The organism is Burkholderia cepacia (assembly GCF_001039005.1).
GTDB lineage: Bacteria > Pseudomonadota > Gammaproteobacteria > Burkholderiales > Burkholderiaceae > Burkholderia > Burkholderia theae.
On record NZ_LDWR01000004.1, the window covers coordinates 12112 to 36560 of the forward strand.

Consider the following 24449-nt stretch of genomic DNA (forward strand, 5'->3'; position numbering starts at 1 on the left):
CCGGCCGCCACGCATCACGGCCGGCGCACGCGTCCCGTTCCGTCCCCAACCATGCCAATCAATCGGGGCCGCACCGCCCGGCCACGCGCCGCGCGGCTTCCGTAGAAACCCTGTCCTCAGAGGGAACCCTCTACGCTCCCCTCTCGCCTAGCGCGTGGTGTTTGCGTAGGCTGATGGCCTGACCGATATCTACAACGGGCCATACGCCCGGCCTCAAGGCTTGCAGGGGAAAGAAGGAGACACGCCCATGCGATTCGACGTCGAATTGCTTCTGCTCGCGCTGGCGCCCGTCTTCCTGCTCTGCATCGCGTGGGAGGCCTGGCACCTCGCCCGCACACGTGCGCAGGACCATGTCTATGCGTGGCGCGACACGCTGTGCAATGCGGCACTCGCGCTGATGCACCAGGGCGCCGACAAGATCGCATGGCTGTTCGTGATCCCCGTCTACGCGTACTGCTACCAGCACTATCGCCTGTTCACGTGGCACGACGGCTGGCTGTCGTTCGCGGTGCTGTTCGTCGCGCAGGATTTCCTCTACTACGTGTTCCATCGCGCGAGCCATCGCGTGCGCTGGCTGTGGGCCGCGCACGTCGTGCACCACTCGTCCGAGCGGATGAATTTCTCGACTGCGTTCCGGCAGAGCCTGATGTACCCCGTCGCGGGCATGTGGGCGTTCTGGCTGCCGCTCGCGTTCGTCGGCTTTCCGCCGCAGCAGGTCGTCGGCATCGTGCTGATCAACCTCGCGTTCCAGTTCTTCGTGCACACGCAGGCGATCGGCAAGCTCGGCTGGCTCGAATACGTGCTGAACACGCCGTCGATCCACCGCGCGCACCATGCGCGCAACCCGCGCTACATCGACCGCAATTACGCAGGCGTCCTTGTGATCTGGGATCGCCTGTTCGGCAGCTATGTCGAGGAAACGGCCGACGATCCGCCGCAGTACGGGATCGTCGAGCGGCTCGGCTCGAACAACCCGCTCGTCGCGACGTTCCACGAGTGGGGGTCGATGGCGGCCGACGCGTTGCGCGTCGACGGATGGCGCAACAAGCTGCGCGCGATTTTCGGCCCGCCCGAGTGGGCGAGCGCTTATCATGCGCAGATCGCCGAGGCCGCGAACCAGGATCCGCGCACCGTGCCGCTCGCGGCTGCGCGTGAACAATAAACCGTTTTAGCCAACGGCCGCCGCGCAGCCCGGAACCGAGCAGGCACGCGGCAGATGAGAAACACATCAGGCCATATCTACGAGGAGATCGAACGATGCAGTCACAACAACAATTCCCGTCGTGCACCCGGCAACGCCTGCTGCGCACCGCGCAGGTCGCGATCGCCGGCGCCGCGCTCGCGCTGCTCGCCGCCTGCGGCGGCGGCGACGACAACAACAACAGCAGCGCATCGAACACGCCACCGTCGGGCGTGAAGATGCAGATCGTGTCGTTCGGCGACAGCCTGTCCGACGCCGGCACCTACTCGCAGATCAAGCTCGGCTTCGGCGGCGGCCGCTTCACGACCAACCCCGGTCAGGTGTGGACGCAGAACGTCGCGCAATACTATGGCGACACGCTGCAACCCGCGAACCAGGGCGGCTTCGGCATCCCGCTGCAGGCCACCGGCGGTCTCGGTTATGCGCAGGGCGGCTCGCGCGTGACGCAGCAGCCGGGCATCGGCCATGCGGACGCAAGCGTGCCGAACCCCGACTACGCACAGGCGACCACGACGCCGATCGCCGACCAGGTCAAGCAGTACCTGACGCAGCACGGCAGCTTCAACGGTGGCCAGATCGTGCTGCTGAACGGCGGCGCGAACGACATCTTCTATCAGGTCGCGGCCCTGCAGGCAGGCGCCATCACGCCGACGCAACTGCAGCAGAACATCGGCGCCGCCGCGCAACAGCTCGCGGGCGTGGTGCAGCAGATCGTCGCCTCCGGCGCAACGCACGTGTTCGTGTCGAACGTGCCCGATATCGGCGGCACGCCGCTCGCCCTCCAGGGCGGCACGCAGACGACCCTCACGCAACTGTCGATGCTGTTCAACGGCACGCTCGCCGCAACGCTGCAGGCACTCAAGGTCGACACGACCAAGTACGCGCTGCTCGACACGTTCACGTGGCAGGACGGCATCCTCGCGAACTATCAGGCGAACGGCTTCAGCGTGTCGAACACCGACACCGCGTGTAACCTGAAGGCCATGGTCCAGGCCGCGACGCAGTATGGCGTCGCGAACGCGACCGCGTTCGGCTCGTCGCTGTTCTGCTCGCCGCAGACCTACACGGTCGCGAACGCGGACCAGACCTACATGTTCGCCGACACGGTCCACCCGACGACGCGCCTGCACGCGCTGTTCTCGCAGTTCGTGGAGAAGCAGATCGCGGCTTCGGGCGTCGGCAAGTAAGCCGCCGGCCACGCGCCCAAACAAAAACGCCCGACCGGTTTGCCGGTCGGGCGTTTTTTATTCCTGAAGCGGCGGACTTCGTCAGTCGCGCGCTTCGAACGCGGCCGCCGCACGGCCGAGGCGATCGTTGACCGCGATCCATTCGACCGTTTCCGGCAACTTCTCGACGAGAATGCGCGCGACCTGCGCGCGGTCGAGCGCACGCAGCATCCCGTACAGATCCCGTGCATAGGCCTGCGGATCTTCCGGCGCCGCGACGAAATGCACACCGTCGGCCTGTGCCCAACGTCCCGCACGCGACGCGCGCGCAACAAGCGCGACACGCTCGCCGTCGGTTTGCGCGGCCGCGAGCAGCGGCTCGAGCGCATCGAACGGCAGCAGCGCGAGCGGCGTGCGCGGCGCGTAATGGGCCTTCAGCGTGCCCGACGCGCGCGGCGCGGTGGCGTCGCTGCCGTCCGGCAGCCGCGGCGCGCGGCCGAGCACGTCCGCGATCTGCTGCGGCGTCACGTGGCCCGGGCGCAGCAGCGCCGGGAAGCCGCGCGACAGGTCGAGGATCGTCGATTCGATGCCGACTTCGGAAGCACCGCCGTCGAGCACATGCACGGTGTCGCCGAATTCGTCGCGCACGTGCTGCGCGGTCGTCGGGCTCACATGGCCGAACCGGTTCGCGGACGGCGCGGCAACGCCGCCGTGCCCGCCGCGTCGCGCGCTGAATGCGGCCAGCAGCGCCTGCGCGACCGGATGCGACGGGCAGCGCAGCCCGACCGAATCCTGCCCGCCGCTCACCGCGTCCGGAATGCGCGCATGGCGCTTCAGGATCAGCGTCAGCGGGCCCGGCCAGAATGCATCGATCAGCGCCTGCGCATCGGCCGGCAGCGCGTCGGCCCAGTAGCCCGGATCGCCGCCGGGCGGCAGGTGCACGATCACCGGATGGTTCGCGGGGCGCCCCTTCGCCGCGTAGATGCGCGCGACGGCCTCGGGATTCGCCGCATCGCCGCCGAGCCCGTAGACGGTTTCGGTCGGAAACGCAACCAGTTGCCCCGCGTCGAGCAGCGCGGCGGCCGCGCCGATCTGCGCGGGCGTCACGGACTTCAGGAGATCGATGGACATCGGCTGGTGCCTCAGTCGAGCGGCACGCGCAGCAACTGCGCGCACGCGGTAGCCGCGGCGACGGCTTCGTCGCGCGTCTCGGCCGTGAAGTTCACGTGGCCCATCTTGCGGCCGACGCGCGCGTCTTCCTTGCCGTACAGGTGCAGGTGCGCAGTCGGCATCGCCGCGACCGTGTCCCACGGCGGCGTGACGGCATCGGCCGCCGCACCGTTCGGGAACCACACGTCGCCGAGGATGTTCAGCATCGCGGCCGGCGAATGCTGGCGCGGGTTGCCGAGCGGCATGCGCGTCATCGCGCGCACCTGCTGCTCGAACTGGCTCGTTGCGCACGCATCGACCGTGTAGTGGCCGGAGTTGTGCGGGCGCGGCGCCATCTCGTTCGCGACGAACGAGCCGTCTTCCAGCACGAAGAATTCGACGCACAGCACGCCGACGTAGCCGAGCGTGTCGGCGATCCGCACGGCCGCCTGCTGCGCCTCTTCGACGCGCGCGGCATCGGCGGCCGGCGCGGGCACGACGGTCAGCGCGAGGATGCCGTTGTGGTGCGCGTTCTGCGCGAGCGGGAACGCAGCCGAGCGGCCGTCCGCGCCGCGCGCGATCAGCGCCGACACTTCGTATTTCAGCGGCAGGCGCTTCTCGAGCACGCACGGCACGCCGCCGAGCGCCGCATGCGCGTCGCGCGCTTCCTGCGCGGTGCTCACGCGCACCTGGCCCTTGCCGTCGTAGCCGAGGCGCGCCGTCTTCAGGATGCCCGGCAGCACCGCGTCGAGCGCGGCATCGTCGAGCGCGGCGAGCGCCGCCGACGCTTCGATCACGACGTGCGGCGCGACGGGCACGCCCGATGCCTCGATGAAACGCTTCTCCGCGATCCGGTCCTGCGCGACCGCGACGCAGCGGCCGGCCGGCGCGACGAACGTCGTGCGCGCGAGGAAATCGAGGCTCGCGGCCGGCACGTTCTCGAACTCCGTCGACACCGCTTCGCACAGGTCGGCCAGTTCGGCGAGCGCGGCTTCGTCGTCGTAGGCTGCGCGCAGGTGGCGGTCGGCGACCGCGCCGGCGGGGCTCGTCGGATCGGGATCGAGCACGGCGACGCGATAGCCCATCGACTGGGCGGCAAAGCAGAACATGCGGCCGAGCTGGCCACCGCCGACCATGCCCAGCCACGCGCCGGGCAGGATCGGGGAAACGGAATCAGGAGTTGCGGTCATGTCAGTGGTCGGTCGCGGCGGGCGCTGCCCGCCGCAGTGGTAGGTCAGGCAGCCGCGACGCGCGGCCGCCGGTGCGCCGTCATTCCAGCGGCGGCAGCACCATTGCGTGCGCGGCTTCGTTCTGGCGCACGCGGAACGCCGCGAGCCGGTTCGCGTAGTCGACCGACGTGCCGGACAGGATCGACACTGCGAACAGCGCGGCATTCGCGGCGCCGGCTTCGCCGATCGCGAACGTCGCGACCGGCACGCCCTTCGGCATCTGCACGATCGAGTGCAGCGAATCGACACCCTTCAGATACTTGCTCGCGACCGGCACGCCGAGCACCGGCACCGTGGTTTTCGCGGCAAGCATGCCGGGCAGGTGTGCGGCACCGCCGGCGCCCGCGATGATCGCGCGCAGCCCGCGCTCGCGCGCCTTCTCCGCATAGTCGAACATCTCGTCGGGCATCCGGTGCGCGGACACGACCTTCGCTTCGTACGGCACGCCGAATTCCTGCAGGATCGCTACCGCGTGCTTCATCACGTCCCAGTCGGAACTCGAACCCATCAGCACGCCGATGAGCGGCGCGCTGTGCGTGTGGGCGGTCTGAACTTCACTCATTTCGTTATTTCCTGTCGACCGGAGTTAGCGCTTCGGCGCCACCTCCGGTCCCATGCAAAGCTCGCTCAGGCGAGCGACTGGCCCGTGATGCGCTCGAGCGCTTCCTGGTACTTCGCGGCCGTCTTCTCGACGACGTCGGCCGGCAGCGCCGGCGCCGGCGCCGTCTTGCCCCACGGCTGCGCCTCGAGCCAGTCGCGCACGAACTGCTTGTCGAACGACGGCGGGTTCGTACCGACCTGGTACTGGTCGGCCGGCCAGAAGCGCGACGAATCGGCCGTCAGCACTTCGTCCATCAGGAACAGCCTGCCGTGGTTGTCGAGGCCGAATTCGAACTTCGTATCGGCGATGATGATGCCGCGCGTCGCCGCGTAGTCGGCCGCTTCCTTGTACAGCTTGATCGAGATGTCGCGGATCGTCGCGGCCAACTCGGTGCCGATGCGGCGCTCGGTTTCCTCGAACGTGATGTTCTCGTCGTGCTCGCCCATCTCGGCCTTCGCGGCCGGCGTGAAGATCGGCTCGGGCAGCTTCTGCGCGTTCTGCAGGCCTTCCGGCAGCTGCACGCCGCACACGGCGCCGGACGCCTGGTATTCCTTCCAGCCGCTGCCGGCCAGGTAGCCGCGCACGACCGCCTCGATCATGATCGGCTCGAGGCGCTTGACGACCACGCCGCGGCCCGTCACCTGCTCGACCTCGTCGGCCGCGACGACCGCTTCCGGCGCGTCGCCCGTCAGGTGGTTCGGCACGATGTGCGCGAGCTTGTCGAACCAGAAGTTCGCCATCTGGTTCAGCACGCGGCCCTTGTTCGGAATCGGCTCGCCCATCACCACGTCGAATGCCGACAGGCGGTCGGTCGTGACGATCAGGAGCTTGTCGTTGCCGACCGCGTAGTTATCGCGGACCTTGCCGCGACCGAGGAGCGGCAGCGAGCGGAGCGTGGATTCGTAAAGGGTAGACATCGTCTTTTCGCAGATAAGGAGCCAAACAAAAAGGGAAACGCCGTTCCCCGCGGCAGGCGGGAACGGCGGTCTTGCAATACGTCGGCGAACCGGCCGGGCGACTGCGCCCGGGCGGCTGCCGGCCGGCCCTCGTTCGGCCGGACGGTACGGCTGCCTGGGGCCGGATCAGGTCCGGCCTGGCTGCCCGCCCCTGCCTTGCGGAAGAATCGGGCGGGGCAATCGTACTACAGTCTCAGCGCACGACCTGCGCGAGCGCGCCGGACTTGTACTGCTCGGCGATCTTGTCGAGCGACACCGGCTTGATCTTGCCGGCCTGGCCTTCGCAGCCGAACGCGAGGTAACGGTCGACGCAAACCTGCTTCGCCGCTTCGCGCGCGGGCTTCAGGTAGTCGCGCGGATCGAACTTGCCCGGGTTCTCGAACAGGTAACGACGGATCGCGCCGGTGATCGCGAGACGCAGGTCGGTGTCGATGTTGATCTTGCGCACGCCGTGCTTGATGCCTTCCTGGATTTCCTCGACCGGCACGCCGTAGGTTTCCTTCATGTCGCCGCCGAATTCGCGGATCTCGGCCAGCAGTTCCTGCGGCACCGACGACGAACCGTGCATCACGAGGTGCGTGTTCGGGATGCGCGCGTGGATTTCCTTGATGCGCTGGATCGACAGGATGTCGCCCGTCGGCTTCTTCGAGAACTTGTACGCGCCGTGCGACGTGCCGATCGCGATCGCGAGCGCATCGCACTGCGTCAGCTTTACGAAGTCGGCGGCCTGCTCCGGATCGGTCAGCAGCTGCTCGCGGGTCATCGTGCCTTCCGCGCCGTGGCCGTCTTCCTTGTCGCCCTTCATCGTCTCGAGCGAGCCGAGCACGCCGAGTTCGGCTTCGACCGTCACGCCGATCGAGTGCGCCATCTCGACGACCTTGCGCGACACGTCGACGTTGTACTCGTACGACGCGACCGTCTTGCCGTCGGCTTCGAGCGAACCGTCCATCATCACGCTCGTGAAGCCGCTGCGGATCGCGCCCATGCAGACGGCCGGCGACTGGCCGTGATCCTGGTGCATCACGACCGGGATGTGCGGGTACGACTCGACCGCTGCTTCGATCAGGTGGCGCAGGAACGGCTCGCCCGCGTACTTACGCGCGCCGGCCGATGCCTGCATGATCACGGGCGCGCCGACTTGGTCCGCCGCCGCCATGATCGCCTGGACCTGCTCCAGGTTGTTCACGTTGAAGGCCGGCAGGCCGTAACCGTGCTCTGCCGCGTGGTCCAGCAATTGACGCATTGATACGAGAGGCATTGTGGAACTCCTTGGAATGAAAACCGGTGCGCCCTGACGCCGGCGCGGCGCTCGCTCCCGTTCAAACCGGGGTGGCGCGGCGCGGCTGAGCGTCGAATAGCCGCATTTTATCGCGAAGCGCCTCCGATGCCGACCGCCCGGTGACGCCCACTCGCAATTTGTTACGTTCGCACGGCACAATGCGGGCAAAAAAGAGAAAAAAAGCCGCGCGGGGCTTCGGACCCCGCGCGGCTTTTGCGTGAAAAACGGTGCCCGATCGAATTCGATCGACCGGACCGCCGGCCCGCAGGCCGGCCAGGTGCTCAATCGGCGCTCAATAGTGCTCGCCGACCCGCACGATCTTCAGCGTGTTGGTGCCGCCCGCCTGCCCCATCGGCTCGCCGACGGTCAGCACGACCATGTCGCCGTGCTGCACGTAGCCTTGCTTGACGACGATCTCGAGCGCCGCCTGCAGCGCCGAGTCGCGGTCGCTGTTGAATTCGACGTGCAGCGGCGTCACGTTGCGGTACAGCGCCATCGTGCGCTCGCTGCCGACCCGCGGCGTCAGCGCGAAGATCGGCACGTGCGTGTAGTGACGCGACATCCACAGCGCGGTCGCGCCCGATTCGGTCAGCGCGATGATCGCCTTCGCGCCCAGGTGGTACGCGGTGAACAGCGCGCCCATCGCGATCGACTGGTCGATGCGCGTGAACGTGCGGTCGAGGAAATCCTTGTCCAGCTCGACGTGCTCCGACTTTTCCGCCTCGACGCACACGGCCGCCATCGTCTCGATCGTGACGACCGGGTACTTGCCGGCGGCTGTCTCGGCCGACAGCATCACCGCGTCGGTGCCGTCGAGCACCGCGTTCGCGACGTCCGACACTTCCGCGCGGGTCGGCACCGGCGCGTAGATCATCGATTCCATCATCTGCGTCGCGGTGATCACGAGCTTGTTCGACTCGCGCGCCATCCGGATCATCCGCTTCTGCAGCGCCGGCACGGCCGCGTTGCCCACTTCCACCGCGAGGTCGCCACGCGCGACCATGATGCCGTCGGACGCGTCGAGGATGCTCTGCAGCGCCGGGATCGCCTCCGCTCGCTCGATCTTCGCGATCATCTTCGGCTTGATGCCGTACGGCGCACCCGCGATGTTCGCGAGCTGACGCGCCATTTCCATGTCGGTCGCGTTCTTCGGGAACGACACCGCGACGAGGTCCGCGCCGAGCGACATCGCGGTGCGGATGTCTTCCATGTCCTTCGCGGTCAGCGCGGGCGCCGACAGGCCGCCGCCCTGGCGGTTGATCCCCTTGTTGTTCGACAGCTCGCCGCCCACCTTGACGGTCGTGTGGATCTCGTCGCCGAGCACGCGCTCGACGGTCAGCACGATCAGGCCGTCGTTCAGCAGCAGCAGGTCGCCCGGACGCAGGTCGCGCGGCAGTTCCTTGTAGTCGAGGCCGACGCGCTCGTCGTTGCCGAGCTCGCAAGCCGCGTCGAGGATGAACGGCTGCCCCGGCACGAGCGTGGTCTTGCCGTTCTCGAACTTGCCGACGCGGATTTTCGGGCCCTGGAGGTCGGCCATGATCGCGATCTCGCGGCCGACCTTGCGGGCGGCCTCGCGCACCATCTCGGCGCGCTGGCGGTGATCGTCGGCCGTGCCGTGCGAAAAATTGAGCCGCACGACGTCGAGGCCCGCCTGCATCATCTGCAGCAGAATCTCCGGCGAACTGGAAGCCGGGCCGATCGTGGCGACTATCTTGGTGGCGCGCTGCATGAAACTCCTCATCTGGATCAAGGTGGATGCGCTGGGTGAAACGCTGCGAGAGCCGGAAGCGGCGGGCCCAGCGGCGGCCGTTCCGGAGGGCGTGCCGGTGCTTGCGCCCGGCATCGCTTTGTTCTGAATTTCGTGGTGCTGCACGGCCGCGTCGCCGGCGGCCGCCGGTGCGCGCGGGGCGGTGTTCGCCCGCGCGGGCGCGCGTTTGCGCTTGCCCGCGCCGGCCGGCTGCTCCGCTTTCGCGGAGCGCGCGGCCTTCGTCACCCCTGCGCGCGCCGCCACGCTCAGGCCGCCCGCGTTTCGAGCACTTCCACCGCCGGCAGCTTCTTCCCCTCGAGGAACTCGAGGAAGGCGCCGCCGCCCGTCGAGATGTAGCTGACCTGGTCGTGGATGCCGTACTTCGCGATGGCCGCGAGCGTGTCGCCGCCGCCCGCGATCGAGAACGCGGAAGACTTGGCGATCGCTTCCGCGAGCGTCTTGGTGCCGTTGCCGAACTGGTCGAACTCGAACACGCCGACCGGGCCGTTCCACACGATCGTGCCGGCCTTCTCGAGCTGGCTCGCGAGCGCCTTGGCGGTATCCGGGCCGATGTCGAGGATCATGTCGTCAGCCTCGATGTCGGCGACCTGCTTCACCGTGGCCACGGCCGTCGGCGAGAATTCCTTGGCCGTCACGACGTCGGTCGGGATCGGCACCGACGCGCCGCGCTTGCGCGCGTCGTCGATGATCGCCTTCGCGTCGCCGACGAGGTCGGTTTCCGCGAGCGACTTGCCGATCGGCAGACCGGCCGCGAGCATGAACGTGTTCGCGATGCCGCCGCCGACGATCAGCTGGTCGACCTTCTCGGCCAGCGACTTCAGGATCGTCAACTTGGTCGACACCTTCGAGCCGGCGACGATCGCCACCAGCGGGCGGGCAGGGTTGCCGAGCGCCTTGCCGAGCGCGTCGAGTTCGGCGGCCAGCAGCGGGCCCGCGCACGCGACCGGCGCGTACTTCGCGATCCCGTGCGTGGTCGCTTCCGCGCGGTGCGCGGTGCCGAACGCGTCGTTCACGTACACGTCGCAGAGCTTCGCCATCTTCTGCGCGAGCTCGTCCGAATTCTTCTTCTCGCCCTTGTTCACGCGGCAGTTCTCGAGCAGCACGACCTGGCCCGGCGCGACGTTCACGCCGTTTTCGACCCAGTTCGAGACGAGCGGCACGTCGCGGCCGAGCAGCTCGGCGAGGCGCTTCGCGACGGGCGCGAGCGAGTCTTCCGGCTTGAATTCGCCTTCGGTCGGGCGGCCGAGGTGCGACGTGACCATCACGGCCGCGCCGGCGTCGAGCGCGGCCTGGATGGCCGGCACGGACGCACGCACGCGGGTGTCCTCGGTGATGTTGCCCTGGTCGTCCTGCGGGACGTTCAGGTCGGCGCGGATGAACACCCGCTTGCCGGCGAGCTGGCCGGCGGCGATCAGGTCGGTAAGACGCTTGACTTGGCTCATGTTGAACAGATTGAAGTAGTGGATGGGGAAAGGGGGTTCACGCTGGATGTGCGCGGGCTGCCGCGAAAGGGCGCCGGATGCGGCCGTGGCTGGCGGTTCGCATGACGCGCACGGGTAAAAAATCTCGAACGGGCATTCTAGCCGATCCACCCGGCAGACTGACCCGTGCGGCGGCGAATTCCGCCTATTTGGGATCGCGTGCGGGAACGGACACATTGCCGCAACGCAGCAATGCAGCCGCGCGGGCGGCAGGCGCCCGGCCGGCCGGAACGGCGGCCCATCAGAAGATCACGCGCAGCACGGTGAAGACGAGCATCCCGACGACGATCGTGCCGAGCATGCTGCGCCGCCACAAAAACCAGCCGAGGCCGGCGAGCGCCGCGTAGAACGGATGGTTGGACAGCGCGAACGACAGCCCGGCCGGCGTTTCGAGCACGTCGGGCAGCACGACGGCGACGAGCGCGGCCGCCGGCGCGTAGCGCAGCGCGCGCTGCGCGCGTTCCGGCAGCACGGTGCGCTCGCCGCCGATCAGGAACAGTGCGCGCGTGACGGCCGTGACGATCGTCATCCCGACGATGACGATCCAGATCTCCGTCGCGCTCATTCGATCTCCTTTTCGTGCACGGTTTCGGTGCGGATGCGCCGCCAGTCGGCCCGCTCGACGAAGAAATCGGCCGAGCAGCCGGCCGCGAGCGCGGCGAGCACCGCCAACGGCAGCGCGAGCCGGTACGGCAGGTCGAACGCGACGAGCGACACGATGCCCGCGACCGCGACGGCCGCGAGCGTCGAGCGGTTCGCGACCGCCGACACCATGATCGGGATCAGCGCGAGCGTGCCGGCCAGCTCGAGGCCCCAGCTCGCGGGGAAGAAGCTCGCGAGCAGGATGCCGGCGAGCGACGACACCTGCCACGACACCCAGCTCGCGAGCGCCATCCCCCAGAAATACGCTTCCTTGCCCGGCACCTGGCCGTATGCGAAGCCCTGTTTCTGGAACAGCAGGTAGATCACGTCGCCGTTGAAATAGCCGATCGCGAGACGCCGCCACAGCGGCAGGTAGGAAAAATGGGGAGCAAGCCCGGCGCTGAAGATCACGAAACGCGTGTTGACCATCGCGGCCGTGAGCAGCACGGTCCAGATCGGCAGCTTCGCCGCAAGGAGCGGCAGCACCGCGAGCTGCGACGAGCCCGCGTAGACGAGCAGCGACATCGCGCTCGCCTGCCCGAGCGTCATGACCGACTTGCTCATCGCGATGCCGGTGACGAGCCCCCAGGACAGGATCGCCATCAGTGTCGGGGAATAGTCGCGCGCGCCCTGGATCAGCGCGAAGCGGTCGGTGGCGGACAATCGAGCGAGCATGGGAAAGCGGGCCGCAGCGGGCGGTTCGTCGGGACGCCGGCGCCTCCTGCCGGTACGCCCCATCGTTATTGGAATCGGTACCGGGCGATTATAGCGCCGCCCCCGCGCCGACCGACCGGGTCGTCACCAAATGACGCTAAAATAAGCGTCTTTCCGGCTCAACGCTGCACACAACCGCATCCCAGGAGAATCCTATGTCAATGGCCGACCGCGACGGCAAGATCTGGATGGACGGCAAGCTGATCGACTGGCGCGACGCCAAGATCCACGTCCTGACCCACACGCTGCACTACGGCATGGGCGTCTTCGAGGGCGTGCGCGCGTACAAGGCGGCCGACGGCAGCACGGCGATCTTCCGCCTGCGCGAGCACACGAAACGTCTGCTGAATTCGGCGAAGATCTTCCAGATGGACGTGCCGTTCGACCGTGAAACGCTCGAAGCCGCGCAGCTCGAAGTCGTGCGCGAGAACAAGCTCGAGTCGGGCTACCTGCGCCCGATCATCTGGGTCGGCTCGGAAAAGCTCGGCGTGTCGGCGAAGGGCAACACGATCCACGTCGCGATCGCCGCGTGGCCGTGGGGCGCGTACCTCGGCGAGGACGGCCTCGCGAAGGGCATCCGCGTGAAGACGTCGTCGTTCACGCGCCACCACGTGAACGTGTCGATGGTGCGCGCGAAGGCGTCGGGCTGGTACGTGAACTCGATCCTGGCGAACCAGGAAGCGACGGCCGACGGCTACGACGAAGCGCTGCTGCTCGACGTCGACGGCTACGTGTCGGAAGGCTCGGGCGAGAACTTCTTCCTCGTGAACAACGGCAAGCTGTACACGCCCGACCTGTCGTCGTGCCTCGACGGCATCACGCGCGACACGATCATCACGCTCGCGAAGGATGCCGGCATCGAGGTGATCGAGAAGCGCATCACGCGCGACGAGGTCTACACGGCCGACGAAGCGTTCTTCACCGGCACCGCCGCTGAAGTCACGCCGATCCGCGAGCTCGACAACCGCACGATCGGCAGCGGCGCGCGCGGCCCCGTCACGGAAAAGCTCCAGTCTGCGTTTTTCGATATCGTGACGGGCAAGAACGCGAAGTATGCGCACTGGCTGACGAAGGTCTGAGCGCGCCGCGCCCCCGACCGCCCCACAAAAGAGTGATAAGAGAAAGTCTCATGAGTGAAATCAAGGAAATGCCGCTGGTCGAGCTGACGGCCAAGGATCTTCCCGCGTACTGCCCGAACCCGGCCATGGCGCGCTGGAGCGCGCACCCGCGCGTCTTCATCGACGTCTCTCACGGCGAGGCACGCTGCCCGTACTGCGGCACGCGCTACAAGCTGCGCGACGGCGAGGTCGTCAAGGGCCACTGAGCCCGGGCGGCCGGGCCCGCGGGCCCGCCGACTCGCGAGGCGGCGCAGCCGGATGCCCGGCGCGCCGCCCTTCTCCATTCTGGCAACCCGAACGCGGCGCCCGCGCGCCGTGCTTCATTACGACATCGGAAGTCGACCTGATGCGTCGAGCGCTGGTTATCGCACCGAATTGGATCGGTGACGCATTGATGGCGCAGCCGCTTTTTGCGCTGCTGAAGAAACTCCATCCCCGCATCGCGATCGATGCGGTCGCGCCCTCGTGGGTCGCGCCCGTGCTCGAGCGGATGCCCGAGATCCACGATGTCTACGCGACCGATCTCGCGCACGGCAAGCTGCAACTGCTGCGCCGCTGGCAGCTCGCGAGCGACCTGCGCGACGTCGGCTACGACGCGGCGTACGTGCTGCCGAATTCGCTGAAGTCCGCGGTGATCCCGTGGCTCGCGAACATCCCGCTGCGGATCGGCTACACGGGCGAGCACCGCTACGGGCTGCTGAACGTGCGGCACGCGAACCCGACCAAGTCGGGCGAGCGGCCGCCGATGACGACCCACTACGCGGCGCTCGCCTACGCGCCGGGCGCGAAGCTGCCCGAGTCGATGAAGACGCTGCCCGCGCCGCGCCTCGACGCGGACCTGAACGAAACAGCGCGCGTGTCCGCGCGTTTCAATCTCGATACACGCAAGCCGCTCGTCGTGTTCTGCCCGGGCGCCGAATACGGCCCGGCCAAGCGCTGGCCGCCCGAGCACTTCGCGTCGCTCGCGACGATCGTGCACCAGTCGTTCCCGTACACGCAGATCGTCGCGCTCGGCTCGCAGAAGGACGCCGCGGCCGCGCAGGCGATCGCCGACCACGCGCCGAACGTGCGCAACCTGTGCGGGCAGACGTCGCTGTCCGAGGCGTGCGCGCTGATCGCGCGCGCGAACGCCGTCGTCACCAACGATTCGGGGCTGATGCACGTCGCCGCCGCGCTGCGACGGCCGCTCGTCGCGCTGTACGGATCGACCGATCCGCGCCACACCCCTCCGCTGTCGGACCTGGCGAAGGTACAATGGCTGCATCTCGAATGCAGTCCCTGCTTTGAACGCGAGTGCCCGCTCGGCCACCTGAAGTGCCTGCGCGAACTCGGTCCCGAGCAGGTATTCGGCGATTTGCGCGGCATGCTCGTCGGGCAGCGCTGACCCTGACCGGCAGCGTCGCACGACGCGCCGGGCAATCCGATTCACCGGTGTACGGCGGCCCCATCCGGGCCGCCGTGCTGAATACGGCGCGCGACGCGCGCGAGAGATAACCCCGATGCCACGTTTTGCCCGCCTCTTCGAAGCCGCTGCCGATACGCTGAACGCCTACTATCAGGCCGTCGCCGATGCCAATCTCGACGCGCTGCTGGCGTTGTGGATCGACGAGGATTTCGCCAGCTGCGTGTGGGCGGACGGCGAGCATCTGCACGGCCTCGACCAGATCCGCAGCGGGCTCGCCAACCGGCTCGCGACGCGCCCCGTGACGATCGAACCGCTCGACATCCGCGTGTACGACAGTCTCGGCACGGTCGTCTATACGATCGCCGAGGCGCATCAGCAGGCCGACCTGACGGCCGAACCCGACATGGTTTTCGCGACGTACGTGATGATCCACGAACGCGGCGAGTGGCGCATCGCGCACATCCACGCGAGCCCGATTCCCGAACAAGCGGCCGGGCAGTTCGCCGCGAAGATCCGTCATGGGCAGGGCCCGCTGCACTGACGAAAAGACGAAGCAACGCATACGCGGGGCGATCATGAGTACGGCTTCTCCGCCCACCTCGCCGCTGACCGGGGCTCCGGCCCCAGACGACGACACACTGCGCTATCGCGCACCACGCTGGCTGCCGAACAGCCATGCGCAAACCATCGTGCCCGCGCTGTTCGCGCGGCGTCCGGCTGTCGCATACCGGCGAGAGCGATGGGAAACGCCCGATCACGACTTCATCGATCTCGACTGGGTCGCCCATCTCGACAGCGCGGCGCCGCCGCCCGATGCGCCGCTGTTCGTGCTGTTCCACGGCCTCGAAGGCAGCTCCGGCTCACACTACGCGCTCGCGATGATGGCCGCCGCGCGCGCGAAGGGCTGGCACGCCGTCGTGCCGCACTTCCGCAGTTGCAGCGGCGAGATCAACCGCCAGCCGCGCTTCTATCATCTTGCCGACAGCGCCGAGGTCGACTGGATCCTGCGCCGGCTGGCCGCGCAACATCGCGGGCCGCTGGTCGCGGCCGGCGTGTCGCTCGGCGGCAACGTGCTGCTGCGCTGGCTCGGCGAGCATCGCAGCGATACATCGATCCTGCGGGCGGCCGCCGCGATCTCGACGCCGATCGACGTGCACGCGGGCGGCCGCGCGCTGTCGCAGGGGTTCGCGATGGTCTACACGCGCAGCTTCCTGAAGACGCTCAAGCGCAAGGCGCTCACGAAGCTCGACCAGTACCCGGGGCTGTTCGACCGCGACGCGATGCTGCAGGCCGTGACGATGCGCGACTTCGACGAAATCGTGACCGCGCCGCTGCACGGTTTCGCGGACGCCGACGACTACTGGACGAAAGCGACGACGCGGCCGCTGCTGCCCGCGATCGACGTGCCGACGCTGATCCTCAACGCCCGCAACGACCCGTTCCTGCCCGAGTCGGCGCTGCCGGGGCCGGCCGACGTGTCGCCGGCCGTCGAGCTCGACCAGCCCGCGGACGGCGGCCACGCGGGATTCATGACCGGGCCGTTCCCCGGCCGCCTCGACTGGCTGTCGGCGCGGGTGTTCGGCTATTGCTCGAAATTCGTCGACCATGGATGACATCGTCAGGCAGGCGCTCGCCAAATGGCCGAACGTGCCGCACTGCACCGGCTGGCTGCTGCTCGACCGGCGCGGCGAATGGCGGCTGCGCGACGACGCGGCGCAGGCGGCCGGCGAACTCGGCTCGCCGATCCGGCATGCGGCGCTGAACGCGTTCATCGGCCGCAACTACGAATGCGACGCGCAGGGCCAGTGGTTCTTCCAGAACGGGCCGCAGCGCGTGTACGTCGAGCTCGCCTATACGCCGTGGGTCGTCCGGCTCGCCGAGCGCGACGGACAGCTCACGCTCACCGACCAGACGGGCGCGCCGTTCGAACCGGACGAAGCCTGGCTCGACGACGGGGGCGGCGTGCTGTTCCGCGATGCGGGCACGCCGCCGCGCATCGCAGCGCTGCACGACCACGACCTCGGGCTGTTCGCCGATCACGCGGACTTCGACGCCGCGCCGCCGGTGCTGCGCTGGCGCGACGGCCGCACGCTGCCGCTCGACACCATCGTCTGCGCGGACGTGCCCGCGCGGTTCGGTTACGTCGCGAGTCCGGCGCGGCGGGCGCGCGACGCCGCCGACAGCGGCGACTGATCCGCCGCCGCCCCGCCCGCGTTCGCCCTGCACGGGCCGCTACCCTCGGCCATTCTTGTCGTCCTCGCGCTCTTCCTTGTAGCGCGCCTCGAATTCCAGCAGCCGCGCGCCGATGATCGACTGCTCGTAGAACGACACGTCCTTCGCATCGCGCGCTTCCTTCAACTGGCGAATCGCCGCCGGCCACGCGCCGTCGAGCGCGAGCTTCTCCGCGAGCGCGCGGCGCCGCGCAAGCTCGTCGCCCTTGCCGTCGCTTGCCTTCGCGAGGTAGTCCCACCAGTCCGGCTGCTCGGGATCGGCCTTCGCCTGCGTGCGGGCGAGCGCCTGCGCTTCGGCGAAACGGCGCGCGGCGATCAGCGCCTGCAGGTGCGCGACGATTGCCGCGTGCGACGCCGGCCAGCGCCGCTGCGCGAGCGCCGCGAGCCGCACCGCGTCGTCGGTCCGGCCCGCGCGGCGCGCGATGTCGGCGGCCAGCACGTCGAGGCTCGGCGAACTCATCACCGGATCGTCCTCGCGCCGCTCGCGCGCATCGAATGCGCCGCGTGCCGCTGCAAGCGCCTTGTCTGCCGCGTCGTACTGACCGAGCAGCGTGTTCGCGAGCGCGATGCCGTACCAGTTCGCCACGACGTTCGGCGCGGTGCGGTCGTCGATCTCGAGCTGCATCCGGCGCGCTTCGGCCGCGATGTCGGTCGGCGCGCGGTTCTGCAGGATGCGCAGCCGCGCGCGCACGAACCCGTATTCGGCCGACTGGCGCGGCTGCCGGTACGGCGCGCGGCGCGCGCGATCCTCCATGTCGGCGATCCGCTCGCCGGTCAGCGGGTGCGTGCGCGCATAGGCCGGCACGCCCGCATCGCCCATCGACGCGCGGTCGAGCCGTTCGAAGAAGCCCGGCATCCCGTACGGGTCGTAACCCGCGCCCGCGAGCAACTGGAAGCCGACGCGATCGGCCTCGCGCTCGGCCGAACGCGAGAAGCGCAGTTGGTTGTCCACCGCGTACGCCTGCCCGCCCACGGCGATCGCGCTGCCGAGATCGCCGCTTCTCGCGAGTACGCCGGCCAGCACGCCGAGCAGCATCGTCGCCAGCGCCGTGTAGCCCGTCTTCTCGCTCGCGCCGATCATCCGTGCGATGTGCCGCTGCAGCACGTGCCCCATCTCGTGACCGACCACCGATGCAAGCTCCGACTCCGTCTGCGTCGTGACGACGAGCCCGCTGTTGATCCCGATGAAGCCGCCCGGCATCGAAAACGCGTTGATCTGCGGATCGCGCACCGGGAACAGGTCGAAGTCCGGCGTATAGCCGCCGATGAAGCGCGCGGCCGCCGCGGCCGCGAGGCGCGCCGCCATCGCGTTCAGGTAGTCGCGTACGAGCCAGTCGTCGAGATAGTCGGGGTCGCGCCGCACTTCGCGCATCACGCGCTCGCCGAGCCGGCGCTCGGCCCGCGGCGTCAGCGAACCGCCGGAGCCGTCGCCGAGGTCAGGCAGCTCGAGCGCGCGAAGCGGCGCGCGCAGGCTCGCGGCCGGCGCCGACGCGCCGCCCGTATCCGAAAACCGGCTCTCCGCGCCGCCGTAGGTGCCGAAAACGCCGGCCGCGATGCCGGACGGCACCGTGGAAATCGACCGGGCGTCGCCGGTCGCCGGCTCGAGCGGCGGCGCGGACGCGCTCTGCGCATGGCCGCTCGGCGGTAGCGCGAGCGCCGCCGACAGCGACACGGCAAGCAACTGTTTGACACGCATGGCAGGATGAAAACAACGCCGTCCCGCGCGCCGGGCGCGCATCGCGGCGTTTGGTCAGAATATTCGGGTCATTGTACCGGCGCCGCGGCGACTGTCTCGTGCCGCGCATGCGTCATCTGCGCCTCCGGCGACGCGAACGCCGCTGCTATGATAGGCGCCCGTTGAGACGGAGCATGACATGTCAGGACTCACCCATTTCGATGCCGCCGGCCATGCGCATATGGTCGACGTCGGCGGCAAGCAGGAAACCCAACGCATCGCGATCGCGCGCGGCACGATCCGGATGCTGCCGGCCACGTTCGCGCTGATCCGCGACGGCAAGGCCAAGAAAGGCGACGTGCTCGGCGTCGCGCGCATCGCGGCCATCCAGGGCGCCAAGCGCACGGCCGACCTCATTCCGCTGTGCCACCCGCTCGCGCTGACGCGCGTGGCCGTCGACTTCGAACTCGACGACACGCTGCCGGGCGTCCACTGCGTCGTCCAGGTCGAAACGTTCGGCCGCACCGGCGTCGAGATGGAAGCGCTGACCGCCGTCCAGGTCGGGCTGCTGACCGTCTACGACATGTGCAAGGCCGTCGATCGCGGAATGGTGATCACCGACGTGAGCGTGCGCGAAAAGCGCGGCGGCAAGTCGGGGGACTGGAAGGCGGAAGACGTCGCGGGTTGAACGGCCGGGACGCCGCCAGCCGGCAAATTCGGGATAAACCCGGTTATCTCATACAATTACTGAATTCCGCACGAGAGAGCGTGCGAACCAGCACAAAAAGAGCGAGCACTGGTGATGAATTCACAAGCGTCAAGAAGCGCGTTGTTGGCCGGTCCGGTTCAGCATGAACGGCTTGTCAAACTGGATACGCCGCTCGGCCCCGACGTCCTGCTGCCGCATCGCGTCAAGGGACGATCGCGGCTCGGGCGTCATTTCGAGTTCACTGTCGATACCGTCTCGGTGTCCGACAACCTCGAACTCAAGAAACTGATCGCGCAGCCGGTCACGCTGTGGATCCAGCAGGCCGACCAGTCGTACGCGCCGCACCACGGCTACGTGCATGCCGCCCGCCGGCTCGGATCGGACAGCGGCGTCACGCACTATCAGATCGTCTTCGCGTCGTTCCTGCACTTCCTGAAGTTCCGCCGCGATCAGCGCATCTGGCAGGACCGGGCCGCGGACGACATCATCGCCGACGTGCTGAACCAGCATCCGCAGGCCAAGGGCCGCTTCACCTTCAAGCTCTACCAGCCGCTGCCGCCCCGCTCGTTCTGCATGCAATACGAAGACGACTGGAATTTCGTGCATCGCCTGATGGAATCGGAAGGCCTGTACGGCTTCTGGGAACAGGACAAGGACGGCAAGTCGCATCAGCTCGTCATCGTCGACCGCATCGACGCGTTGCCCGCGCTGTCGCCGCGCACCGTGCGCTTTCACCACGCCGGCACGGGCGACGAGGCCGACACGCTCGTCCAGTTCTCCGGTACGCGCACGCTGCGAAGCGTCGCGCGCACCACGCGCACGTTCGACTACAAGCAGCCGCCCACCGCGTCGAATCCGAAAGCGACCCATACGCCGACGATCGCGAACCAGGGCGACCTGCCGCAGCAACTCGAAGTCTACGAATACACGGGCGGCTACACCTACCCCGAGCAGTCTCGCGGCGACCATCTGTCGAAGATCTGGATGGAGGAGCAGGAGTCGCACGCGAAGCGCTTTCACGGCGTCGGCGGCGTGCGACGCATGGATGCGGGACGCACGTTCGAGTTCGCGGATCACCCCGAACACGACAAGGACGATGCCGGCCAGCGCGAATTCGCCGTGATCGAGACCGCATGGATCATCGTCAACAACCTGCCCGTCGCCGACGGGCAGGCCGCGTTCCCGCACAGCCTGCAGGCCGAGGTCGGCAGCATCGTGCAGGCCAGCGGCGGCGACCCGTCGCGCGTTCGCCATCCTGACGGCAGCGAAGGTTTTTTTCGGATCAGCGTCGAAGCGCAGCGCACGACGGTGCCGTTCCGCAGCCCGCTCGACCACGCGAAACCGCCGATGCACCTGCAATCGGCGATCGTCGTCGCGCCGCAAGGCGAGGAAGTCCACACCGACGAACTCAACCGGGTCAAGGTCCGCTTCCATTGGGACCGTCTCAACGACGGCGACGAGAAAGCGTCGTGCTGGCTGCGTGCCGTGTCGTCGGATTCAGGCAACGGCTATGGCGCCGTTCACCCGCACCGCAGCGGCGAGGAAGTGCTGGTCGATTTCGTCGGTGGCGACTGCGATCGCCCGATCATCGTCGGCAAGGTGTACAACGGCGCGACGAGTCCGCAGTGGCACACCAACGGGATCCTGTCCGGATACCGGTCCAGGGAATACGCGGGCGCCGGCTACAACCAGCTGGTCCTCGACGACGCGACGTCGCAGAACCGCGTGCACCTGTACAGCAGCCAGACCAACGCACACCTGCACCTCGGCTACCTGATCGACCACACGGGCAACAACCGCGGCAGCTATCTCGGCAGCGGCTTCGACCTGCGGTCCGACGCATACGGCGCCGTGCGCGCGAACCGCGGCCTGTACGTCACGACGTATCCGAAACAGCCGGCAAGCCAACCGCTCGACGTCGAAGAGACGCAACAGCAACTCGTTCGCGCGGAAGGCCTGATGGAGGCGATGTCGGATGTCAGCGCACAGCATCAGGGCGAATCGCTCGACCCCGGCCACGCGGCGCTGAAGCGGTTCACCGACGCGACGCAAAACAGCGTGAGCGGCAGTGCATCCGGCGGCCGAACCGCCGGCGGCGGAACCGGCAGCGCCAATGCGTTCAAGGAGCCGGTGATGCTGTTCGGCAGCCCGGCCGGCATCGGCATGTCCACGCAGCAGTCCACGCAGCTCGCCGCGGACCAGCACATCAACCTCGTCAGCGGGCAAAGCACGCACGTCGCCGCCGGGAAGTCGCTGATTGCGAGCGTCCTCGACCGGATCAGCCTGTTCGCGCAGAACGCGGGGATGAAACTGTTCGCCGGCAAGGGCAAGGTCGAAATCCAGGCGCACGCGGACAACATCGAGTTGACCGCGCAGAAGGCGCTGAAGCTGATGGCGGTCACCGAGTCGATCGAAGGCGCCGCGGCGAAGGAAATCCTGCTGACGTCCGGCGGCGCCTACATCCGCATCGCGGACGGCAACATCGAAGTGCACGCGCCCGGCAAGATCGACATCAAGGGCGCGCAGCACGCGTTCAGCGGTCCCACGCACCTGTCGCAAACCATGCCGACGCTGCCGAACTCGACCGGCAACTACGATCAGGCGTTCATCGCGCACTGGGCCGGCACCGACATTCCGGTCGCGAACACGCGGTACCAGATGTTCTCGAACGGCAAGCTGCTCTCGGAAGGCGTCACCAACGCGGCAGGAGAGACGGGGCTTACGCAGAGCCACGTGCCGCATGACGTCGTCGTCAAGTTTCTAGGGAAATCGAATGGCTGACGGACAACAGGAAAAGAACGTACTGGGCGCCGGTTCGGGGATGCTGACGCCGACGGGATACAAGGATCGGCCGAAGGTCGATATCAATATCTGCGACAAGCATGTAACGCCGGCTGCGGATGCTGTCATCGGCACTTGCACGTTCTACTACCAGCCACTTCATGGCGAATATTGGGAGACCGTCGAGAAGGTCAGCAAATCGAGTATCTGGGAGACGGTCAAGACGTTTGCGACTTCATGGGATCCGTGGAAGGACAAGGAGGTCGCCCGTCGCCTGCTGCACCGGCGCGAGGACCTGATCAAACTGGGAAGCACCAATTCCGACTGGTCGCGCCATGGCAATTTCATGATGCGCCATATCGGATGCGGGCATAAGCCGCCGGGATATTACGTCAGCTATGGCTATTACTACTGCTCGAACTACGGCGCAAAACTCGCACCGCGGCTGACCGATACAGGCAAGGCCTGGCTGGCAAGCGCGCGCTGGTTTCTCCAGCACTACATGGAACAGGGGCTGCAGCAGAACATGCGCGGGGACACCATTTCCATCAGAGGCAAGAAGGCGAACAGCGGTACCTGCGCGATGAACGTCCCGCAGTACTCGCTGGAACTGGACGACTACACGTTCAAGACGTTTGCGTTCAAGACCCACCCACTCGCGTACCTCGACGGCGGCCTGGCCGGACTCGGGCCGCTCGATATGGTCAAAATTCTGGGCGAGCCCAATACCCAGGAATGGGGCGATGTCAGAACGCTGTATCAGGCGTACGACAGCGGTGTCGGTGTCAGCAAGCAATATATCGACAACACGGTGGATTACGCAAAGGCCGCAGGAAACGCAGCAAGCAACGCCGTCAACGAACACGTCGTCGATCCTGTGGCCCGGGCACTCGACAAACTGATGTCGAAATGAAATGACGAGAAAATTCCTGAAGCTGTCGCTGGGTGCGGCAGTCATGCTCATTGTCTTGATTGTCGGGTACTCATATATGTCGAATGACTGGCAGGTCGTTTCCAACAATTTCATGAAGAACAGCAAGCCTTACGGCGGCGGCGACTTCGTGATCTCGGGAAACGAGGCGATCACGCTGAAGATCAGCGATCCTGAAATCACCTTCAAGCCGTACGCGGAATGGAAAGACAAGGAAAAGGCCGAGCCGGCCGAAACCTGGATGAATGACAGTCGCGAAACGCTGAACCGGACGTCGGTCGAACTCTGGCGCGGCCCGGTGAACGGTGACATGACGCGCCATTTCAAACAGGTGGGTCAGAACGCCGCCTGGTGGCACGCCAAGGACTGGACAGTCCAATTCATCAGCACCGGCTGGATGGACTACAAGTCGCCTCAGCCTGCCGACGGTCTGACGCCGCAGGTGACCAGGCTCTGGAAGTCGTCCAACGGCGGACGCGACTGGGCCCAGCTCGCGTGGCCCGAAGATCGGAACATCGGTCGGCTGCTGTTTCTCGATCCGCAGCGCGGCTATGCGATCGGTTGGGGCCCGCACGTGTGGCGCACTGCCGACGGCGGTCAATCGTGGCGGGAAATCGAACTGCCGCCGGGTGCCGCGAAGGCCGGCAAACCTCGCCGTACCTTTGACGGCATCGATCTCGGCCCGGACGGTACGTTGCGCGTGGCGTACCACGTCGCACAATCCGATCACGCTCCCGCGGGAAGCGTCGTCTACCGGCTGGATTGGGAGCAATCCGGGTTCACCGCCGATGCCGCCCTCCCCGGACAGGTCATCGTCAACCTGTCGTCGTCACCCGTCACGTCAGGCCACTACGCGCTTTACGCGCTGTCGCGCGTCGGCGAACCGCGAAACTTCGACGATCCCGCCGACAAGGGCCAACGAGTCGGTGCAATTTCGACTTGGACGAGCAGCACGCCCGAGCATGTTCAACAGTTGCATGCGTTTGACGAAACGTTGACGCTCGATAGCTTGAGCGTCGGCCGGGACGGATTGTTGCTCGTGTACGCGACAGATCCCAATCGGAACGGCGCGCCGATCGATCTCACGTTCATCAGCAGCGATGCGGGAAAAACCTGGAGTCAGACCAAGGAAAAGGCGACCCAGGGCGGATATTTCAACGCTCAAACGAATACGCTGTATTCGTTGGTCGCCTATACGCTCAAGAAACGGCAGTTCTGACCATTCCGATGCGTTTGCCGCGGAGCCCGTGTCGCTGATCGCGCCTCGGTTCCTCGGCCTTCGATCGGCCGCAATGGCCCGACAGGGCTGGCAACCCGTCTGCGCCCATACGATGCAATCGTGACACCGCTTCCCACGCCTCGTCCCTCAGCGTCAGATACCGGCTCGTCCCGGGCCGGACGTGTGCCCTGACG

Annotated in this window: 23 protein-coding genes; 13 read left to right on the plus strand and 10 right to left on the minus strand. The window is 67.4% G+C overall.

The window, feature by feature from the left end:
• The first annotated feature begins 247 nt into the window (after positions 1-247).
• Positions 248-1162, plus strand: a complete 915-nt coding sequence (locus tag VL15_RS01085) for a sterol desaturase family protein (RefSeq protein ID WP_048242642.1) — start codon at positions 248-250, stop codon at positions 1160-1162.
• 95 nt (positions 1163-1257) lie between these two features.
• Entirely contained in the window at positions 1258-2388 is a 1131-nt protein-coding gene (locus VL15_RS01090; protein ID WP_048242644.1) for an SGNH/GDSL hydrolase family protein, read from the plus strand.
• 81 nt (positions 2389-2469) lie between these two features.
• On the opposite strand, the gene VL15_RS01095 is transcribed toward VL15_RS01090, so the two are convergent.
• The 6 genes from VL15_RS01095 to pyk form a co-directional block, all read right to left on the minus strand.
• Complete coding sequence (locus VL15_RS01095; protein WP_048242645.1) at positions 2470-3498, minus strand: L-threonylcarbamoyladenylate synthase; 1029 nt, start codon at positions 3496-3498, stop codon at positions 2470-2472.
• Positions 3499-3509: 11 nt separating this feature from the next.
• Positions 3510-4706 carry a 5-(carboxyamino)imidazole ribonucleotide synthase gene (locus VL15_RS01100; protein ID WP_048242646.1) on the minus strand — a complete coding sequence of 399 codons (1197 nt, stop codon included), beginning with the start codon at positions 4704-4706 and terminating at the stop codon, positions 3510-3512.
• A 79-nt stretch (positions 4707-4785) separates the two neighbouring features.
• Positions 4786-5307 carry a 5-(carboxyamino)imidazole ribonucleotide mutase gene (purE, locus tag VL15_RS01105; RefSeq protein ID WP_031402584.1) on the minus strand — a complete coding sequence of 174 codons (522 nt, stop codon included), beginning with the start codon at positions 5305-5307 and terminating at the stop codon, positions 4786-4788.
• A gap of 65 nt (positions 5308-5372) precedes the next feature.
• Complete coding sequence (locus tag VL15_RS01110; RefSeq protein WP_048242647.1) at positions 5373-6263, minus strand: phosphoribosylaminoimidazolesuccinocarboxamide synthase; 891 nt, start codon at positions 6261-6263, stop codon at positions 5373-5375.
• Between the two features lie 232 nt (positions 6264-6495).
• The gene (fba, locus tag VL15_RS01115; RefSeq protein ID WP_047898922.1) at positions 6496-7560 is read right to left on the minus strand and encodes a class II fructose-bisphosphate aldolase; all 1065 of its coding nucleotides are present in this window, start codon (positions 7558-7560) and stop codon (positions 6496-6498) included.
• Between the two features lie 313 nt (positions 7561-7873).
• A complete protein-coding gene (pyk, locus tag VL15_RS01120) occupies positions 7874-9310 on the minus strand; it encodes a pyruvate kinase (protein WP_048242793.1) in 1437 nt (478 codons plus the stop codon).
• Between pyk and VL15_RS43545 the strand changes: the two genes are divergently transcribed.
• Positions 9309-9437, plus strand: a complete 129-nt coding sequence (locus tag VL15_RS43545; protein ID WP_268991145.1) for a hypothetical protein — start codon at positions 9309-9311, stop codon at positions 9435-9437. The two genes, pyk and VL15_RS43545, sit on opposite strands and share 2 nt — an antisense overlap.
• A gap of 157 nt (positions 9438-9594) precedes the next feature.
• Here VL15_RS43545 and VL15_RS01125 read toward each other — a convergent pair whose 3' ends face one another.
• The 3 genes from VL15_RS01125 to VL15_RS01135 all read right to left on the minus strand — a co-directional run bounded on the left by VL15_RS01125 (position 9595) and on the right by VL15_RS01135 (position 12147).
• A complete protein-coding gene (locus VL15_RS01125) occupies positions 9595-10791 on the minus strand; it encodes a phosphoglycerate kinase (protein ID WP_048242648.1) in 1197 nt (398 codons plus the stop codon).
• A 280-nt stretch (positions 10792-11071) separates the two neighbouring features.
• Entirely contained in the window at positions 11072-11395 is a 324-nt protein-coding gene (locus VL15_RS01130) for an AzlD domain-containing protein (RefSeq protein ID WP_048242649.1), read from the minus strand.
• Complete coding sequence (locus tag VL15_RS01135) at positions 11392-12147, minus strand: AzlC family ABC transporter permease (protein WP_048242650.1); 756 nt, start codon at positions 12145-12147, stop codon at positions 11392-11394. The genes VL15_RS01130 and VL15_RS01135 overlap by 4 nt, the downstream gene beginning before the upstream one ends.
• 194 nt (positions 12148-12341) lie before the next feature.
• On the opposite strand from VL15_RS01135, the gene VL15_RS01140 reads away from it, so the two are divergent.
• The 6 genes from VL15_RS01140 to VL15_RS01165 all read left to right on the plus strand — a co-directional run bounded on the left by VL15_RS01140 (position 12342) and on the right by VL15_RS01165 (position 16902).
• Complete coding sequence (locus tag VL15_RS01140) at positions 12342-13265, plus strand: branched-chain amino acid transaminase (RefSeq protein WP_048242651.1); 924 nt, start codon at positions 12342-12344, stop codon at positions 13263-13265.
• 50 nt (positions 13266-13315) lie between these two features.
• Positions 13316-13510 (plus strand): zinc-finger domain-containing protein, encoded by a 195-nt coding sequence (locus tag VL15_RS01145; RefSeq protein ID WP_006749970.1) that lies wholly within the window; start codon positions 13316-13318, stop codon positions 13508-13510.
• 140 nt (positions 13511-13650) lie between these two features.
• The gene (gene waaF / locus VL15_RS01150; RefSeq protein WP_027785312.1) at positions 13651-14688 is read left to right on the plus strand and encodes a lipopolysaccharide heptosyltransferase II; all 1038 of its coding nucleotides are present in this window, start codon (positions 13651-13653) and stop codon (positions 14686-14688) included.
• A gap of 115 nt (positions 14689-14803) precedes the next feature.
• Positions 14804-15250 carry a nuclear transport factor 2 family protein gene (locus VL15_RS01155; RefSeq protein ID WP_034178922.1) on the plus strand — a complete coding sequence of 149 codons (447 nt, stop codon included), beginning with the start codon at positions 14804-14806 and terminating at the stop codon, positions 15248-15250.
• A gap of 34 nt (positions 15251-15284) precedes the next feature.
• Positions 15285-16322, plus strand: a complete 1038-nt coding sequence (locus VL15_RS01160) for a hydrolase (protein ID WP_048242652.1) — start codon at positions 15285-15287, stop codon at positions 16320-16322.
• On the plus strand, positions 16315-16902 hold the full coding sequence (locus VL15_RS01165) for a DUF2946 family protein (RefSeq protein ID WP_048242653.1): 588 nt from the start codon (positions 16315-16317) through the stop codon (positions 16900-16902). The genes VL15_RS01160 and VL15_RS01165 overlap by 8 nt, the downstream gene beginning before the upstream one ends.
• A gap of 39 nt (positions 16903-16941) precedes the next feature.
• Here the strand turns inward: VL15_RS01165 and VL15_RS01170 are convergent, their stop codons facing one another.
• The gene (locus tag VL15_RS01170) at positions 16942-18636 is read right to left on the minus strand and encodes a M48 family metalloprotease (RefSeq protein WP_048242654.1); all 1695 of its coding nucleotides are present in this window, start codon (positions 18634-18636) and stop codon (positions 16942-16944) included.
• Positions 18637-18814: 178 nt separating this feature from the next.
• Between VL15_RS01170 and moaC the strand changes: the two genes are divergently transcribed.
• From moaC to VL15_RS01190, 4 genes are all read left to right on the plus strand, one after another.
• Positions 18815-19303: a cyclic pyranopterin monophosphate synthase MoaC gene (gene moaC / locus VL15_RS01175; protein ID WP_048242655.1), complete on the plus strand. Its 489-nt coding sequence runs from the start codon at positions 18815-18817 to the stop codon at positions 19301-19303.
• 114 nt (positions 19304-19417) lie between these two features.
• Positions 19418-22105 carry a type VI secretion system Vgr family protein gene (locus VL15_RS01180; RefSeq protein WP_048242656.1) on the plus strand — a complete coding sequence of 896 codons (2688 nt, stop codon included), beginning with the start codon at positions 19418-19420 and terminating at the stop codon, positions 22103-22105.
• Positions 22098-23018, plus strand: coding sequence for a hypothetical protein (locus VL15_RS01185; RefSeq protein ID WP_048242657.1), 921 nt, complete (start codon positions 22098-22100; stop codon positions 23016-23018). Before VL15_RS01180 ends, VL15_RS01185 begins: the two co-directional genes overlap by 8 nt.
• 76 nt (positions 23019-23094) lie before the next feature.
• Positions 23095-24255, plus strand: coding sequence for a WD40/YVTN/BNR-like repeat-containing protein (locus VL15_RS01190; RefSeq protein WP_048242795.1), 1161 nt, complete (start codon positions 23095-23097; stop codon positions 24253-24255).
• Positions 24256-24449: the final 194 nt, after the last annotated feature.